Origin of the sequence: Lentzea sp. NPDC004782 (assembly GCF_040609115.1) — a bacterium.
In the GTDB taxonomy this organism is placed as follows: domain Bacteria; phylum Actinomycetota; class Actinomycetes; order Mycobacteriales; family Pseudonocardiaceae; genus Lentzea.
This window is the reverse complement of record NZ_JBEXJN010000004.1, coordinates 187,717-201,105: the sequence shown is the minus strand read 5'-3', so window position 1 is coordinate 201,105 and position 13,389 is coordinate 187,717. Positions and strand designations below refer to the sequence as shown.

Here is a 13,389-nt window from a genome sequence, read left to right as displayed (position 1 = left end):
GCCTCTCGGCGACCTCACCCGGCCACGCGGGGACAGCGGGACCTGCAGCCGCAACCCGGCTACGTGACGGCGAGCGAAGCCAGCAGTCGCAGGGCTTCCTCCGACGGGCTGCCGGGCGCGGCCACGTAGGTCACCAGCACCTGCCCCGCGTCCGACCTCAGCGGTTCCGCGGCCAGTTCCAGCGGCCCGAGCTGCGGGTGGTTCATTCGCTTGAACCTGGGTTCCCGCTCGCGCACCGGATGCTCGGCCCAGAGCGTGCGGAACAGCGGTGACGCCGCGGACAGCTCGTCGACCAGCGCGAGCAGCGCCGGGTCGTCCGGGTGCACGCCGTAGTCCGCGCGCAGGTAGCCGACGTTCTCGCGCGCGCAGTCCATCCAGCCGACGAACAGCTCCTGCGCGGCCGGGTCGGTGAACATGTACCGCACCATGTTCGACTGCTCGCGGAAGTCCGTGACGAGCGCGGCGGCCAGCGGGTTCCACGCCAGCACGTCGAGCCGCCGGCCGAGCACCATGGCGGGCACGCCGTGCAGGGCGTCGAGCAGCCACCGCAGTGCCGGGCGCACCTCCTCCGACGAAGCCGCGACCCGCGCGGGCCGGGCCAGCCGGTAGAGGTGCGTGCGCTCGGCGCCGTCGAGGTCCAGGGCCTGTGCCAGCGCGTCGAGGATCGAGTCGGACGCGTTGGCGGCGCGCCCCTGTTCCATGCGCGTGTAGTAGTCGACGCTGATTCCGGCCAGCTGCGCCAGCTCCTCGCGGCGCAGGCCGGGAACGCGCCGCCGGGACGCCCGTTCCGGCGGATCCAGTGCCGCGCGGCGGGCGCGCAGGAACTCCCCCAATTCGTTCACGGCTCCCATCATGCCGGGATCGCCCCGACCAGGCCGCCGTCGACCACGAAGTCCTGCCCCGTCACGTACCCCGCGCGGTCGGACAGCAGGAACGCCACCACGTGCGCGACGTCCTCCGGCTCGCCCAGCCGCCCCATCGGCACCTGCCGACGGAACGGCTCGGCGTCGTCGACGTTCGACCGGAACATGTCCGTCGCGATGTAGCCGGGGCTCACGGTGTTGACGCGAACACCGTCGCTCAGCTCCGCGGCGAGTGTGCGCGCCAGGCTGTGCACGGCTGCCTTGCTCGCCGTGTAGAGCGAGGCGCCGGGGAACCCGCGGTGGACCGTCCACGACGCGTTGATCACCACTGACGCGCCGGGCTTCAACCGCGCCCGCTGCACGGTGAAGTAGACGCCCTTGAAGTTCGTGGCCAGCACCCGGTCCACGTCCTCCTCGGTCACCGTCCCGAACTCGGTGAACACCCCGACGCCCGCGTTCGCGAAGATCCCGTCGACCTCGCCGACCTGTTCCATCAAGGCCTCGACGTCGGCGAGCTTCGACACGTCCGCCACCACCGTCTCGACGCCGAGCTCCTTGCGCGCCAACGCCAACCGCTCCTCGTTGCGCCCGGTCACCACGACCCGCGCACCCTCTTCGACCAGCACCCGCGCCGTCGCCAGCCCGATACCGCTACCGCCACCCGTGATCAGAAACGTCTTCATGGCCCAAAGCCTGCGGTGCCCGCCGCAGGTGAACCAGACCCGCTGTTTCCTGGGTCTGCCAAGACCAGGCTGAACCCCGCGAACCGGCGTAGCGTCACGGCCATGCTTCCTGAATCCGCCAGGGCAGTGCTGGAGTCGAACGCGCTGGCCCACCTCGTGACGCTCGGCAGCGACGGTGCGCCCCAGGTGACCATCGTCTGGGTGGGCCTCGACGGCGACGAGATCGTCTCCGGTCACCTCGCAGAGCACAAGAAGGTCCGCAACATCCGCAACGACGGCCGCGTGGTGCTGTCCCTGGAAACGCCGAACGTCAACGAGCACGGCCTGCAGGAGTACCTGGTCGTGCACGGCACCGCGCGCATCACCGAGGGCGGGGCGCCGGAGCTGCTCCAGCGCCTCGCGCACACCTACCTCGGCCCGGACGTGAAGTTCCCGCCCATGGACAACCCGCCGCCCGGGTTCGTCACCCGCATCAAGGTCGACCGCGTGACCGGCGTCGGCCCCTGGGCCTCCTAGTCCGAGTAGCAGGAGTGGACGGCGGGCTGGCCCGTGTAGTTGGGGCCGACCCGGTCGTCCGCGCCCAGATACGTGAACGGCAGCCGCGGCCGTCCCGTACCGGCGTGACCGATGCGGCGCTTGCGGTTGTCGTAGGTGAAACCCGCCTCGCGCAGGGCTTTGGTCAGCGTGCGGCCGAACGGGGTGCCGTCGGCGCGGCGCACGCTCGCGACGTCGAAGCTCGCCACGAACCGCCCGCCCGGTGCGAGCCACGACGCGGCACGTACCAGCAGTCCGAGCTTGTCGCCCACGTAGTGCAGACCGTGCACACAGGTCACCAGATCGACGGGCGCGTCCGGTTCCCACTCCTCCACCGGCGCGTTGACGAAGCTCAGGCCGGGCGGGGCGGCGACGTGGTGGTCGACGAGGTCCACCCCGACGATCGTCACGTCCTCCCGCGCCGCCTCGGCCAGCGCCCTGCCCGCGCCGCAGCAGAGGTCCACCCACCGCGTGCCGGGGCGCAGGACGAGATCGAGGCCCAGCTCGCGGCGGTAGCTCGCCAGGCCTCGTTCGCGGTTCATGTCGCAGTTCGCGACGACCGACGAGCGCCACAGCGACTCGTCGTCGAGCAGGTTCACCGCAGGACCTTCGCCAGGCGTGCCATGCCTTCCACGATCTCCGCGGGCGTGTTGGTGGTGAAGGACATCCGGAACGTCGCCCGGTCCGGCGTCGTCGCGAAGAACGGTGCACCGGGGACGAACGCGACGTAGTGGGCCAACGCCGACTTCAGCAGCTCGGCGGTGTCCACGTCACCTGGCAGGCGCAGCCACACGAACATGCCGCCGTCCGGATCGGTCCACGTGGTGCCGTCGGGCACGGTGCCGGGCAGCGCCGCGATCATCGCGTCACGGCGCGCCCCGTACTCGACGCACAGGCGGGCGACGTGCGCGTCGAGGTCGTTGTGCGCCAGGTAGGCCGCGGCGGCCGCCTGGTCCACAGTGGACGTGTGCAGGTCGGCGGCCTGTTTCACGATCACCAGGGTGCGCAGCAGGTCCGCGGGCGCCCGCAGCCAGCCGAGCCGCATGCCGGGAGCGCCGATCTTCGAGAAGCTGCCCAGGTAAAGGGTTCTGTCGCTGATCGATGCGAGCGGCGCGAGCGCCGCACCCCGGTAGCGGAGCTCGCCGTAGGGGTCGTCCTCGACGACCCAGAACTCGTGTTCGGCGGCCAGCGCGGCGATCTCGGCGCGGCGTGAGGCCGAGAGAGTCCGCCCGGTCGGGTTGGCGAACGTCGGCACGAGGTACAGCATCGTCGGGCGCGAGGCGGCCACGACGGACCGCAACGACTCGACGTCCAGGCCGTCGGCGTCGCTCGCGACGGGCACGATCCGGGCTCCCGCCATCTGGAAGCACTGCAGTGCGGCCAAATAGGTCGGTTCCTCCACGGCCACGACGGCTCCCGGCTCCAGCAGGGCGGTGGCCACCAGGGTCAGCGCCTGCTGCGAGCCCGTGGTGACCAGGACGTCCGAAGTGGGCAGTCCGCGACCGGTCAGCCGGTCGCAGATCAACGACCGCAGCGCCGGATTCCCTTCCGTGGGGGCGTATTGCAGCACCGAGCGGTCCCGCAGGGCGAGGTCGTAGGCGGCGCGCAGACCGTCCTGGTCGAACAGTTCGGGGGCGGGAAGCCCACCCGCGAAGGAGATCACCTCGGGACGCGAGGTCAGCGCGAGCAGGTCGCGCACCGGGGAGCTGGCCACGGAGAGGGTGCGGTGCATGAACTTCACGTTAACCGGCAGGCGTTCCAGCCGGACGCGGATTTCTCGGGCGCGCCGTTCTTCCGGTATCCGCGCGTCACGGGCGACGAGAGCCTGGCGTTCGACCGCGCCGGCGACCGGTGGGGTGCGCGGCTGGAGACGTACTTCACCGACCCGTCGGTCGAGCCGGCCCCCTCCAGGCGGACGACGGAGGTGGCCATCAGGCTCGCCGACTGAGGTCGACCCTATATGCCGAGTGGGCTATATTGCTGGTATGGCATCTACCTTCGCCGTGCTGGCGGACCGGAGTCGCCGGGAGATCCTCGACCTGCTGCGTGAAGGCGAGCGGCCGGTCGGTGACCTCGTCGACCGGCTGACGCTCACCCAGCCGACCGTCTCGAAGCACCTCAAGGTGCTGCGCGAGGCCGGCCTGGTCGAGGTGCGCACCGACGCCCAACGGCGCTGGTACCGGCTGTCCCCCGGTCCGCTGGCGGAGATCGACGCCTGGCTCGCGCCCTACCGCGGCATGTGGGAGAAGAGCCTGGACGCGCTCGAACGACGACTCGACGAGATCGAAGGAGACTGACCCGTGGACGCCGAACTGCGGATGATCGAAGGCAAGCCCGTCCTGCGCTTCGAACGCAGGCTGCGGCACTCGCCGGAGAAGGTCTGGCGAGTGGTCACGGAACCCTCCGAGATGAAGCACTGGTTCCCGGCCGAGGTGACGATCGACGGCCGCCGCATGCGCTTCACCTTCCCGGACACCGCACCGGTCGACACCGACGGCGGCGAGGGCGAGCTGCTCGAGTCCGACCCGCCGAGGGTCTTCGCGTTCCGCTGGATCAACGACGTCCTGCGCTTCGAGATCCTGCCGCGCGAGGACGGCTGCCTGCTGGTCTTCACCGCCGTGGTCACGAACCGGCTCTCCGTCGGCCGCGACGCACCCGGCTGGGCCACCTGCCTCGACGCCCTGGTCGCCCGCGCCGACGGCACGAAGTTCGAGCCGCCGACGGAGTGGTTGTCGCGCATCGAGCACTACGTCGCCGAGTTCGGACTCGACGAGGGCACCGACGAACCCGAAGGCGTCAAGTTCGTCCGCGACCTCGTCTGGAAGCCGCTCGACGAGGTCTGGCAGCTGCTCACCGAAGGCACCGAGGACGCGGTCCCCGTCCGCGCCGCCCACCCCGGCCTCACTCCCGGCAAGCTCACGAAGGTCGAGGCACCACACCTGCTGGAGTACGAGTGGCTCCAGGACGGCGCACCGAAGGGTGTCGTGCGCTGGGAGTTCGACCACGTGCCGTTGCAAGGCACCACGGTCACGTTGTTCCAGGAGAACGCTCACGGCCCCGAGGCACTCGCCGCGTGGCATGTGCACATGGAACTGTTCTTCGCCGCCACCCAGGGCGAGATCCGTTGCCCCTGGCCGAAAGACCGAGAGGAGGAACTGACGAAGCGCTACGCCGAACGCTGACCTCAGAGCGTCGCGAGCCGGTCAACGCCCACGCCGCTGATCAGCAACCGCTCCTTGCGGTTGCCCGTCAGCCGTTGCGTCCAGTCGGTGAACCCGCCGTCGCCGATCTCCTCGCCGTGCAGGTAAACCTTGTAGCACAAGCCTTGGTAGTACCCGGTCCGCCGCGACGGGTCCGAGGGGAGCTCGCCGCGCACCACCTCGAACCGCGGATCCAGGACCGTCACGCGCACCTCGACGTCCCCGCACGCCTCGCGCAGGAACGCCACGTGCTCGGCGAAGTGTTGCCGTTCAAAGGCGAGCGAGCCACGATCGCGTCCGGCCGACACAGCGGCGAACAACGTGAAGTGCGCGAAACGGCCGGCGCCCTCGAAGAGCTGAGACCGCACCACGCGCTGCACCGCGGCGAGCCGCACGTCCTCAGCAGTTGCCTGCCTGCGCACCGCTGCTTCCAGAGCGAGGGAGTTGGTCACGTCCGCCGCGACCTCGGTGCCGCGAATCGTGGACAGCACGTTGTTCTGGTCCAGCTCGGCCACCGCGGAACACGTCCCCAGCGGCACCACCGGCGCCAGCCCCACCACGTCGAACGCCGGGGGCAACGCGCCGAGCAGCCGGTCCTCCACGGCCCGCAGCACCCCGAACGGCACCTGCGCCGGGCCCACGAACCGGTCAACCTTGTACTGCCGCAACACGTCCGGTCCGGTCACCGCGCCCGCACGCCGCCGCGTCAACGCGAGCAGCAGAGTCGTGAGGTCACTGCCGGACAACTGCGCGAGCCGGTCCAGCACGTCCTCGCCGCCCACCGCCCGCAGCACCCTCGCCAACACACCCATGCCCATCATGATCCGAGTACCGGCCAGCGGTTTTCCGTGAGCGCGCCGGTGGATCCCCTGGTTGGAGCGCATGGCCGAGGCGGTCAGGGCAAGCCGGGACCACGAGATCGTGTGCGATTGGCACCCGGACCACCCGAGCCGCCCGAGAAACTCTCGATCGACATTCGCAGCACCACCCCGATGAGGACACGATGCCGCGCGCCTTCTTGAGCACACGCGGTTACCAACGGCTCATCAAGAGCGAGGTGAAGAAAGTATCGCGGAGAAGATCAGGGCCGCGGCCGAACCGTTCCGCAAGAACGAGATCCCCAGAATGTGAATCAGGCAGCGGCGAGCAGCGCGTAGCCGGCCGTGGTGAGGGCAGCGGGGCCCGGACGGGTGCTGATCAGGCCCGCAGTCCTCAGGCGCAGGCCGGCGAACTGGTCGGCGCAGCACAGCCCGTCGACGAGCAGGGTGCTTCCGGTGATCTCGCAACGGCCGTCGGCGACGGCTTTGAGAACCGCGCGGTCGCGGTGGGTGAGCGATGAGGCGGTCATCTTCTTCTCCTAGCGGTGAAGCTTGTACTTACTGATACGTCGAAGGAGAAGGCTTCGGTTCGACATCATCGGCAGAGAATTCTGCGCGTACCCCCAAAAGACGTACGGCGCGCCCGTGTTCGAACCGGTCCAGCACGGTCAGCGCGGCCTCGGCCAGGTCGTCGGCGGACGACGTCGGCGCAGGCAGCTTCATCAGCCGCACCTTCGTGAAGAACGGCACGAACCGCACCTTCACGCCCACGCGCACGACCGGGCGTCCCTCGGCGACGACGTCCTCCGCGACCTGGTGGGCCAGCGCCACGACCTCGCGCCGGAGGTCCTCCAGCGACACCAGGTCCTGCTGGAACGTCTTCTCGTGCGACCGGGACTTCACGACCCACGGCGTCGCGCTCACGACCGTGTCGCCCGCACCCTGCGCGACGGTCCGGTAGTACGGCCCCATCCGCGGGCCGAACCGGGCGGCGAGCACGCCCGCGGACGCCGACGCCAGGTCCGTCACGGTCGAGATGCCGAGCTCGGCCAGCTTGCGCTCGGTCTTCGCGCCGATGCCCCACAGCGCGGACGTCGGCCGGTGTCCCATCACCTCGACCCAGTTCTCGCGGGTGAGCTGGAACGTCCCGGCGGGCTTGCCGAACTCGGTCGCGATCTTGGCGCGCAGCTTGTTGTCGCCGATGCCCACCGAGCAGTGCAGACCGGTCTGCGCCAGCACCGCCGCCTGCAACGACCGGGCGAGAGCCAGAGGATCGTCGACGGACGCCCCTACGAACGCCTCGTCCCACCCCATCACCTCGACGACGACCGGGAACGACCTCAGCACGGCCATCACCTCTGTTGACGCCGCCTCGTACAACGCGTGGTCAGCGGGCAGGAACACCGCGTCCGGCAGCTTCTTGAACGCGGTCCGCAACGGCATCCCGGAGCGCACGCCGTGCTCGCGTGCCTCGTAGGACGCCGTGGCCACGACCGCGCGCTCGGTCGGGTCGCCGTTGCCGCCCACCACCACGGCCTTGCCACGCAACGACGGGTCGCGGAGGACCTCCACGGCCGCGATGAACTGGTCGAGGTCCACGTGCAGGACCCAGTCCGCCATGCTGGACAGTATGAAACGCAGCGCCGGAATTCTGCTGTTCAGACGAACCACCCAGCTCGAAGTGCTGCTGGGGCACATGGGCGGCCCGTTCTGGGCCCGCAAGGACGCCGGTGCGTGGTCCGTGCCGAAGGGCGAGTACGCCGACGACGAGACGCCCGAGGTGGCCGCGCGGCGCGAGTTCACCGAGGAGCTCGGGCTGCCGGTGCCCGACGGCGAGCTGATCCCGCTCGGCGAGGCCAAGGGCTCCGGCAAGGTCATCACGGTCTGGGCGCTCGAAGGTGATCTCGACCCGGAAACGGTCGTGCCCGGCACGTTCGAGCTGGAGTGGCCGCCGAAGTCCGGGCAGAAGAAGACGTTCCCCGAGGTCGACCGCGTGCAGTGGTTCAGCGTGGAAGAGGCGAGCGCGAAGATCGTCTCCGCGCAACGCCCCTTCCTCGAACGACTCACGGCCAGATAGCGGCGACCCACTCCGCCACGGTGAGCGGACCTGCGGCAACAGCGGCGGTCGACCCGTACAGGCCGACCGCCGCGAACAAACCGACGACTAACGCCAGTGGACTCCACCGCGCCACGCGCTCTCCCCGATCGCATGAAAGTTGCGCACACGATCGGTGTACATGGTCAACGCGCGGTTACGGCACCAGGACGACCTTGCCCGTGGTCCTCCTCGACTCGACGAGCTCGTGCGCCTTCGCGGCGTCCGCGAGCGGCACGATGTGATCGAGCTGCACCCTGAGCTGCGGCAATGCCGTGAGGTCGGTCCCGGACGCGGCCACACTGCCGAAGAGCTCGAACCGGACGCCGAGGTCCACAGCTCGGTCAACGTCAAAACCCGGATTGCTCGGGATGATCGACACAAGCACGCCACCGGGCTTCAGCACCTTGGCGGAACGCTCGGCGTACTCGCCGCCGATCAGGTCGAACACGACGTCGACCGGGTCGATCTCGGTGAAGTCCTGGTGCCGGTAGTCGATCACCTCGTCCGCGCCGAGCGAGCGCAGGAAGTCGTGCTTGGCCGCCGACGCCGTGCCGATCACGTACGCACCGCGCGCCTTGGCGATCTGCACCGCCACGTGCCCGACACCGCCCGCCGCCGCGTGGATCAGCACGCGCTGACCAGCGGCGACACCGCCCCGTCCGACGAGCGCCTGCCACGCCGTCAGCGCCACCATCGGCACCGCGCCCGCCTCCTCGACGGTCAGGTGCTCCGGCCGCGCGGCCAGGTCGGAGGCGTTCGCCACGACGTACTCGGCGTAGGCACCGCCCGTGCCGGGGAACGGGAGCAGCCCGTACACCTCGTCGCCCACCGCGAACTCCGCGCCCTCACCGGCCTGCTCGACGGTGCCCGCGACGTCCCAGCCCAGCGTGAACGGCGGCTCGCCGAGCGCGGGGAAGCCACCGGCGCGGATGTAGGTGTCGACCGGGTTCACGCCGGCCGCACCCACCTTGACCAGCACCTGGCCCGGTCCGGGCACCGGCTTCGCGACCTCCGCGACCTCCAGCACGGACGCGGCCCCGACGGTCTTCTGCGTGATGACTCGCATGATGGTGATCCCCTTCGATGTTCTCGATGGACACCATCTTGCAGTTAGCGCCAACTCATAGAAAGTAGGCACTTTCAGGTAACTAGCTCTCCCTCAGATACAGATCACGCAGCAGTGAGATCTCCGCACCGTGGTGAATGACCTCGCGGTTGATGTGCAGCACGAGGGTCGCCATCGGTTCCTCTGCGAACAGACCCTCGGCAGGACCGACCGCAAGAGAGAGGTCAGCCTTGCGCACACCTTCCGTCCACGCCGCATAGGCGTCATCCAGCTGTTTCAACGCCTCGTCCGCGCCCACCGCGTACTGCCACGTCGTGTAGTCGGCCGGCGGTCCACCGAAGTGCGAGGCCACCCGCATGCTCAGCACTCCCACGATGATGTGCGCCATCCGCCACGCGATCGTGGTGACCGGGGCCGGGGTCGGCTGCGGGTACTCCCAGTCGATCGAGCCGTCCCGGTGCACGTTCCAGGCGCCGGGCACGGGCTCCCAGAAGTACTCGTCGTCGGTCAGTCCCTCCAGCCGCGGCCGCAACTGGGCGTTCCAGTGGAAGTCGAGCTGGTCGGTCAACTGCTTGTTCCAGTCCATGCCGACGACGGTAAAACCCTTTGCGGACAACCACTGCCCTGGAAACACTCGACCGGTGGAGATTCGCACCTCGCGGCCGGAGGACCTCGACCGGATCGAGAAGCTCGTCGTCTCGCGCATGGACCCCAGCGACGGCGTCGACGCGCGTCTGCTGATGACCGACCCGGACGCGGGCTGCGAGTGGGTCGCGGTGGCCGTCGACGGCGACCGGATCGTCTCCACGGCCACGCTGATGGACGAGACCTTGACGCTCGCCGGACTCGACCTCCCCGCCGGGCAGGTCGAGCAGGTCGCCACCGACGTCGAGTACGAGGGCCGCGGCCTGGTGCGGCAGCTGATGGGCTGGGCGCACGACCGGTCCGCCGAACGCGGTCACCTGGTCCAGGTGATGATCGGCATCCCGTACTTCTACCGGCAGTTCGGCTACACCTACTCGATCCCGCTCAAGCAGGCCCGGTCGCTGGTCGTGAAACCGGAACGCGTTGCGGGGCACACGATCCGGCGCGCGACCGAGGCCGACATCCCAGCGCTCGCCCGCCTCCAGGACGACGCCCAGCAGGGCGCCGACCTGCGCATGGGCCACAGCACGCCGTGCTGGCGGTGGTTGGTCAACCGCACCGGCTCCACCACGTGGGTCGTCGAACGCGACGGCGTCCCGGTCGCCACCGGCCGCAGCACGCCGCCGGAAGAAGGCGAGGTCGTGCTGGGTGAGGTCGCGGGCGACGACGACGCCGTCACAGCGCTGGTGCACCTGGTGAACCCGGACCACGTCGTCGAACGCCTGCCGGTGCTGGAGGAGTACCTGGAGGCACGGCGGCCCGGCCTGGGGCAGTACCTGGTGCGGATCCCGGACGTGCCGAAGCTGTTCGAGCACCTGCGTCCGGTCTTCACCCGACGCCTGCAGGGCCAGGAACCCGCCGACGTGCTGCTCGGCTTCTTCCGCACCCACGTCCGCTTCCGCTGGGACGGCGCGGAGATCGGACCGTACCGGTGGGGCGGCACGATGAACCCGGCCGGGGAGGGCGGAGCGGGCATCGCCCCGGACCTCCTCGCACCGCTGCTGTTCGGCCCGCACGGCATCGACGGGCTGCGCCGCCTGCACACCGACGTCTTCCCAGGCCCGGACTTCGACCTGATGAACGCGTTGTTCCCGCCGGTGACCAGCGACCTGTTGACGTTCTACCTGCCTTAGGGCAAGCCCCAGAACCGTTTCGTGTTCGCCCCGGACGGCCCGATCACCAGCTCCGGTGACGTGCCACGCGTCGTGATCACCACGTCGTCGTTGCGCGCCAACGTGATCGTCAACGTCCCGTCGGCGTTGGCCTGGAACGGAACCGCGGTGCCGTCGAACCGGCGCACGTCGAACGGCCCGGGCAGGTTGCCGGGATGCAGCCGCAACGGCTCCCCCGCCAGCGACTTCACCCGCACGAACTGCCCGCGACCGGCCTTGCGCACCGCGCTGACCAGGAACGCGCCCTCGGTGCGGACGTTGTGCACGGTCACGCTCGCCCACGCCGCCGGCACGGCGGGGAAGACCCGCACGACCCCACCCCAGCTCTGCACCAGCATGTCGTGCACGGTCTGCGCGCCGGACAACGGTGTCTCGATGACCGGTCCGGACTCCTTGTACATCGTGTTGGGCTGCACGTACTTGTCCAGCAACGTCACGAGCTGCCCGCGCGCCTTGTCGCCGTCGCCGAGCAGCGCGTACATCGAGCCGGAGCCCGTGAAGGTGTAGCCCTGCAACGCTCCCGTGAAGCTCAGCCAGTGCTGCAACGACTTCTGCAACGCGTCCCGGTTCGCCGGCACGGCCGGATCCAGGTTGTACAGCGGGTAGAACCACAGCAGGTGCGAGTAGTGCCGGTGCGACTTGGTCAGCTTCAGGTCGGCGCCGATCCAGAAGCCCTGCGTGGCGTCCTGCGGCGGCTTGACCAGGTTGTCCAGCACGTCACGCCACTTGGCGAGCAGCGGATCGTCGAGCCCCAGCCGTGCCTGAGCCCAGATCAACGTGCGGCAGCCCCAGTGCAGCAGCGCGAGGTCGTAGTTGCAGTCCTTTGTGGACCCGTACTCCGGCGAGAACGTCTTCGGCAGGTGGTAGACGCCCTTCGCGTCCTTGGTGAGGAAGTGCAGGTGGTAGTTGACGGCCCGGCGCAACAGGGGAAACACCAGGTCGCGCAGCACGGCGTCGTCCATCTGATGGCGGTAGGCCAGGAACGCGTTGTGCAGGGCCCACAACAGGTTCCCGCACTCCGGATCGCCGTCGGCGCCGGGCTGGGCGACACCGCCTCGGAGGTCTTCCTGCGTCGTGCGGGCGATGCCGGCCGAGTCCGACCGGTACTGCGACGGCGCGTTCTGCACCAGCGCGTCCTGGCTGCGGTCCAGCGACGCCGTCAGCGAGTCCAGCTCCCAGTGGCTCGTGGCGTTGAGGATCCAGTACTCCAGCTGCACGTTGAGGTTCCACCACGTGCCCGGCCACGGCGTCGGCTCCAGCCACGGGCCGCACGTGCCGAGCACCGGACGGTCGCGGCGGGTCGCGCAGGCCAGTTTGTAGAGCTGGATCCAGTAGAAGCTCTCCAGGCGGGTGTCGGCGACCGACACGAAGCTCTTGGGGTAGAAGGAGTTCCACCACGCACGGTGTTCCGCGCGGAGCTGGTCGTCAGTCAGCGCTGAAGCGTTGGTGAGCGTCGCGGACGCCATCGAGTCGGCGTTGCGCGCCGGGAAGCTGTGCGCGACCGTGACCAGCAAGGTGCCGGACCGGCTCTGCCACCGCGTCGCGGTCTGCCCGCCCGCCGCCAGGTCCTGGGTGCAGGCGGTACCGTCGACCTGCGGATCCGGGTTGGTCTTCAGCCCGGACGGCGCGGGCTTGAAGTCGAGCCGCGGACTGCGCGCCTTCGCCGGCACGAACGTCCACCGCACCCGTTCCGCACCCGAGCGGACCGATGCCGAGACCAGCAGGACGTCCCGCGTGGCGTGCACGAACGCCCGGACGTCCAGCACGCCGGCGGAGGTCGTCACGGTGCCGGTGAGCTCCGCGTTCCACAACGAAAGACGCAGGTCAACACCGGTGATGTCGCCGGCGGTGTCGAAGAGGAAGTGGCCGATCGGCAGCCGCGCGTTGCCGAAGTTCGTGCCGCCGGTGCCCTGGTGGTCGCGCACGCGGGTGTCGCCGATCTTGAACGCCAGCCGCTTGCCGATCCGGTACACGGCGGCGCCCAGACCTCCGTTGCCGAGGAACGGACCCTCGTAGAAGGTCGTCGGCACGGACGCCCACACCGGGTCGAGCCCGCCGAGATACGACGGCCAGTCGACCCGATCCTCCAAAGCGATGAACGGCGCTTTTGTCGACCTGAGGTGGACAAAAGCGCCGTTCATCGCAGTTGCGGCGGTGGCTGACAAGAGGGTGCGACGGGAGAACAGCACGACGACTCCATCCCTCGACATCGGAGGCGGCGGCCGATTCATCGGATGTCTAGTCCTCCACAGCGTTTCCTGTCAACAAACCGGACGGTTGATCCTTTCCCGTTTCGCCGGTGCTCAAGCA

The 13,389-nt window shown here is 69.6% G+C and carries 16 protein-coding genes; 6 read left to right on the top strand and 10 right to left on the bottom strand.

Annotated elements, in window-relative coordinates; genetic code table 11:
* Positions 1–59 precede the first annotated feature (59 nt).
* Together ABZV40_RS05775 and ABZV40_RS05770 are read right to left on the bottom strand one after the other, a co-directional pair.
* Positions 60–851: a helix-turn-helix transcriptional regulator gene (locus ABZV40_RS05775; protein ID WP_355436595.1), complete on the bottom strand. Its 792-nt coding sequence runs from the start codon at positions 849–851 to the stop codon at positions 60–62.
* Entirely contained in the window at positions 851–1,546 is a 696-nt protein-coding gene (locus ABZV40_RS05770) for an SDR family oxidoreductase (protein WP_355436391.1), read from the bottom strand. The genes ABZV40_RS05775 and ABZV40_RS05770 overlap by 1 nt, the downstream gene beginning before the upstream one ends.
* Positions 1,547–1,648: 102 nt before the next feature.
* Here ABZV40_RS05770 and ABZV40_RS05765 point away from each other — a divergent pair, with 102 nt between their 5' ends.
* The gene (locus tag ABZV40_RS05765) at positions 1,649–2,062 is read left to right on the top strand and encodes a PPOX class F420-dependent oxidoreductase (protein WP_355436388.1); all 414 of its coding nucleotides are present in this window, start codon (positions 1,649–1,651) and stop codon (positions 2,060–2,062) included.
* On the opposite strand, the gene ABZV40_RS05760 is transcribed toward ABZV40_RS05765, so the two are convergent.
* The gene (locus ABZV40_RS05760; RefSeq protein WP_355436385.1) at positions 2,059–2,679 is read right to left on the bottom strand and encodes a class I SAM-dependent methyltransferase; all 621 of its coding nucleotides are present in this window, start codon (positions 2,677–2,679) and stop codon (positions 2,059–2,061) included. The two genes, ABZV40_RS05765 and ABZV40_RS05760, sit on opposite strands and share 4 nt — an antisense overlap.
* Positions 2,676–3,812, bottom strand: a complete 1,137-nt coding sequence (locus tag ABZV40_RS05755) for a PLP-dependent aminotransferase family protein (RefSeq protein ID WP_355436382.1) — start codon at positions 3,810–3,812, stop codon at positions 2,676–2,678. Before ABZV40_RS05755 ends, ABZV40_RS05760 begins: the two co-directional genes overlap by 4 nt.
* Here ABZV40_RS05755 and ABZV40_RS05750 point away from each other — a divergent pair.
* From ABZV40_RS05750 to ABZV40_RS05740, 3 genes are read left to right on the top strand one after another with little or no spacing between them, the layout of a single operon-like run.
* The gene (locus ABZV40_RS05750; protein WP_355436379.1) at positions 3,807–4,028 is read left to right on the top strand and encodes a hypothetical protein; all 222 of its coding nucleotides are present in this window, start codon (positions 3,807–3,809) and stop codon (positions 4,026–4,028) included. The two genes, ABZV40_RS05755 and ABZV40_RS05750, sit on opposite strands and share 6 nt — an antisense overlap.
* Positions 4,029–4,065: 37 nt before the next feature.
* Positions 4,066–4,377, top strand: coding sequence for a metalloregulator ArsR/SmtB family transcription factor (locus tag ABZV40_RS05745; protein ID WP_355436376.1), 312 nt, complete (start codon positions 4,066–4,068; stop codon positions 4,375–4,377).
* A 3-nt stretch (positions 4,378–4,380) separates the two neighbouring features.
* A complete protein-coding gene (locus ABZV40_RS05740) occupies positions 4,381–5,262 on the top strand; it encodes an SRPBCC domain-containing protein (RefSeq protein ID WP_355436373.1) in 882 nt (293 codons plus the stop codon).
* A gap of 2 nt (positions 5,263–5,264) precedes the next feature.
* On the opposite strand, the gene ABZV40_RS05735 is transcribed toward ABZV40_RS05740, so the two are convergent.
* From ABZV40_RS05735 to ABZV40_RS05725, 3 genes are all read right to left on the bottom strand, one after another.
* A complete protein-coding gene (locus ABZV40_RS05735; RefSeq protein ID WP_355436370.1) occupies positions 5,265–6,092 on the bottom strand; it encodes a hypothetical protein in 828 nt (275 codons plus the stop codon).
* 320 nt (positions 6,093–6,412) lie between these two features.
* Complete coding sequence (locus ABZV40_RS05730) at positions 6,413–6,628, bottom strand: hypothetical protein (RefSeq protein WP_355436368.1); 216 nt, start codon at positions 6,626–6,628, stop codon at positions 6,413–6,415.
* Positions 6,629–6,656: 28 nt separating this feature from the next.
* On the bottom strand, positions 6,657–7,718 hold the full coding sequence (locus ABZV40_RS05725; protein ID WP_355436365.1) for a DNA polymerase IV: 1,062 nt from the start codon (positions 7,716–7,718) through the stop codon (positions 6,657–6,659).
* A 10-nt stretch (positions 7,719–7,728) separates the two neighbouring features.
* Here ABZV40_RS05725 and ABZV40_RS05720 point away from each other — a divergent pair, with 10 nt between their 5' ends.
* Positions 7,729–8,175, top strand: a complete 447-nt coding sequence (locus ABZV40_RS05720) for an NUDIX domain-containing protein (RefSeq protein ID WP_355436362.1) — start codon at positions 7,729–7,731, stop codon at positions 8,173–8,175.
* A gap of 175 nt (positions 8,176–8,350) precedes the next feature.
* Here ABZV40_RS05720 and ABZV40_RS05715 read toward each other — a convergent pair whose 3' ends face one another.
* Positions 8,351–9,262 (bottom strand): NADP-dependent oxidoreductase, encoded by a 912-nt coding sequence (locus tag ABZV40_RS05715; protein WP_355436359.1) that lies wholly within the window; start codon positions 9,260–9,262, stop codon positions 8,351–8,353.
* A gap of 82 nt (positions 9,263–9,344) precedes the next feature.
* Positions 9,345–9,848, bottom strand: a complete 504-nt coding sequence (locus ABZV40_RS05710; protein ID WP_355436356.1) for a DinB family protein — start codon at positions 9,846–9,848, stop codon at positions 9,345–9,347.
* A 55-nt stretch (positions 9,849–9,903) separates the two neighbouring features.
* Here ABZV40_RS05710 and ABZV40_RS05705 point away from each other — a divergent pair, with 55 nt between their 5' ends.
* The gene (locus tag ABZV40_RS05705; protein ID WP_355436353.1) at positions 9,904–11,040 is read left to right on the top strand and encodes a GNAT family N-acetyltransferase; all 1,137 of its coding nucleotides are present in this window, start codon (positions 9,904–9,906) and stop codon (positions 11,038–11,040) included.
* On the opposite strand, the gene ABZV40_RS05700 is transcribed toward ABZV40_RS05705, so the two are convergent.
* Positions 11,037–13,169, bottom strand: a complete 2,133-nt coding sequence (locus tag ABZV40_RS05700) for a Tat pathway signal sequence domain protein (protein ID WP_355436350.1) — start codon at positions 13,167–13,169, stop codon at positions 11,037–11,039. The two genes, ABZV40_RS05705 and ABZV40_RS05700, sit on opposite strands and share 4 nt — an antisense overlap.
* Positions 13,170–13,389: the final 220 nt, after the last annotated feature.

Coding starts and splice junctions, on each gene's coding strand:
- ABZV40_RS05715 (WP_355436359.1), bottom strand. CDS start 9,262: ATGCGAGTCATCACGCAGAAGACCGTCGGGGCCGCGTCCGTGCTGGAG.
- ABZV40_RS05765 (WP_355436388.1), top strand. CDS start 1,649: ATGCTTCCTGAATCCGCCAGGGCAGTGCTGGAGTCGAACGCGCTGGCC.
- ABZV40_RS05725 (WP_355436365.1), bottom strand. CDS start 7,718: ATGGCGGACTGGGTCCTGCACGTGGACCTCGACCAGTTCATCGCGGCC.
- ABZV40_RS05735 (WP_355436370.1), bottom strand. CDS start 6,092: ATGGGTGTGTTGGCGAGGGTGCTGCGGGCGGTGGGCGGCGAGGACGTG.
- ABZV40_RS05710 (WP_355436356.1), bottom strand. CDS start 9,848: ATGGACTGGAACAAGCAGTTGACCGACCAGCTCGACTTCCACTGGAAC.
- ABZV40_RS05730 (WP_355436368.1), bottom strand. CDS start 6,628: ATGACCGCCTCATCGCTCACCCACCGCGACCGCGCGGTTCTCAAAGCC.
- ABZV40_RS05770 (WP_355436391.1), bottom strand. CDS start 1,546: ATGAAGACGTTTCTGATCACGGGTGGCGGTAGCGGTATCGGGCTGGCG.
- ABZV40_RS05775 (WP_355436595.1), bottom strand. CDS start 851: ATGGGAGCCGTGAACGAATTGGGGGAGTTCCTGCGCGCCCGCCGCGCG.
- ABZV40_RS05745 (WP_355436376.1), top strand. CDS start 4,066: ATGGCATCTACCTTCGCCGTGCTGGCGGACCGGAGTCGCCGGGAGATC.
- ABZV40_RS05755 (WP_355436382.1), bottom strand. CDS start 3,812: ATGCACCGCACCCTCTCCGTGGCCAGCTCCCCGGTGCGCGACCTGCTC.
- ABZV40_RS05720 (WP_355436362.1), top strand. CDS start 7,729: ATGAAACGCAGCGCCGGAATTCTGCTGTTCAGACGAACCACCCAGCTC.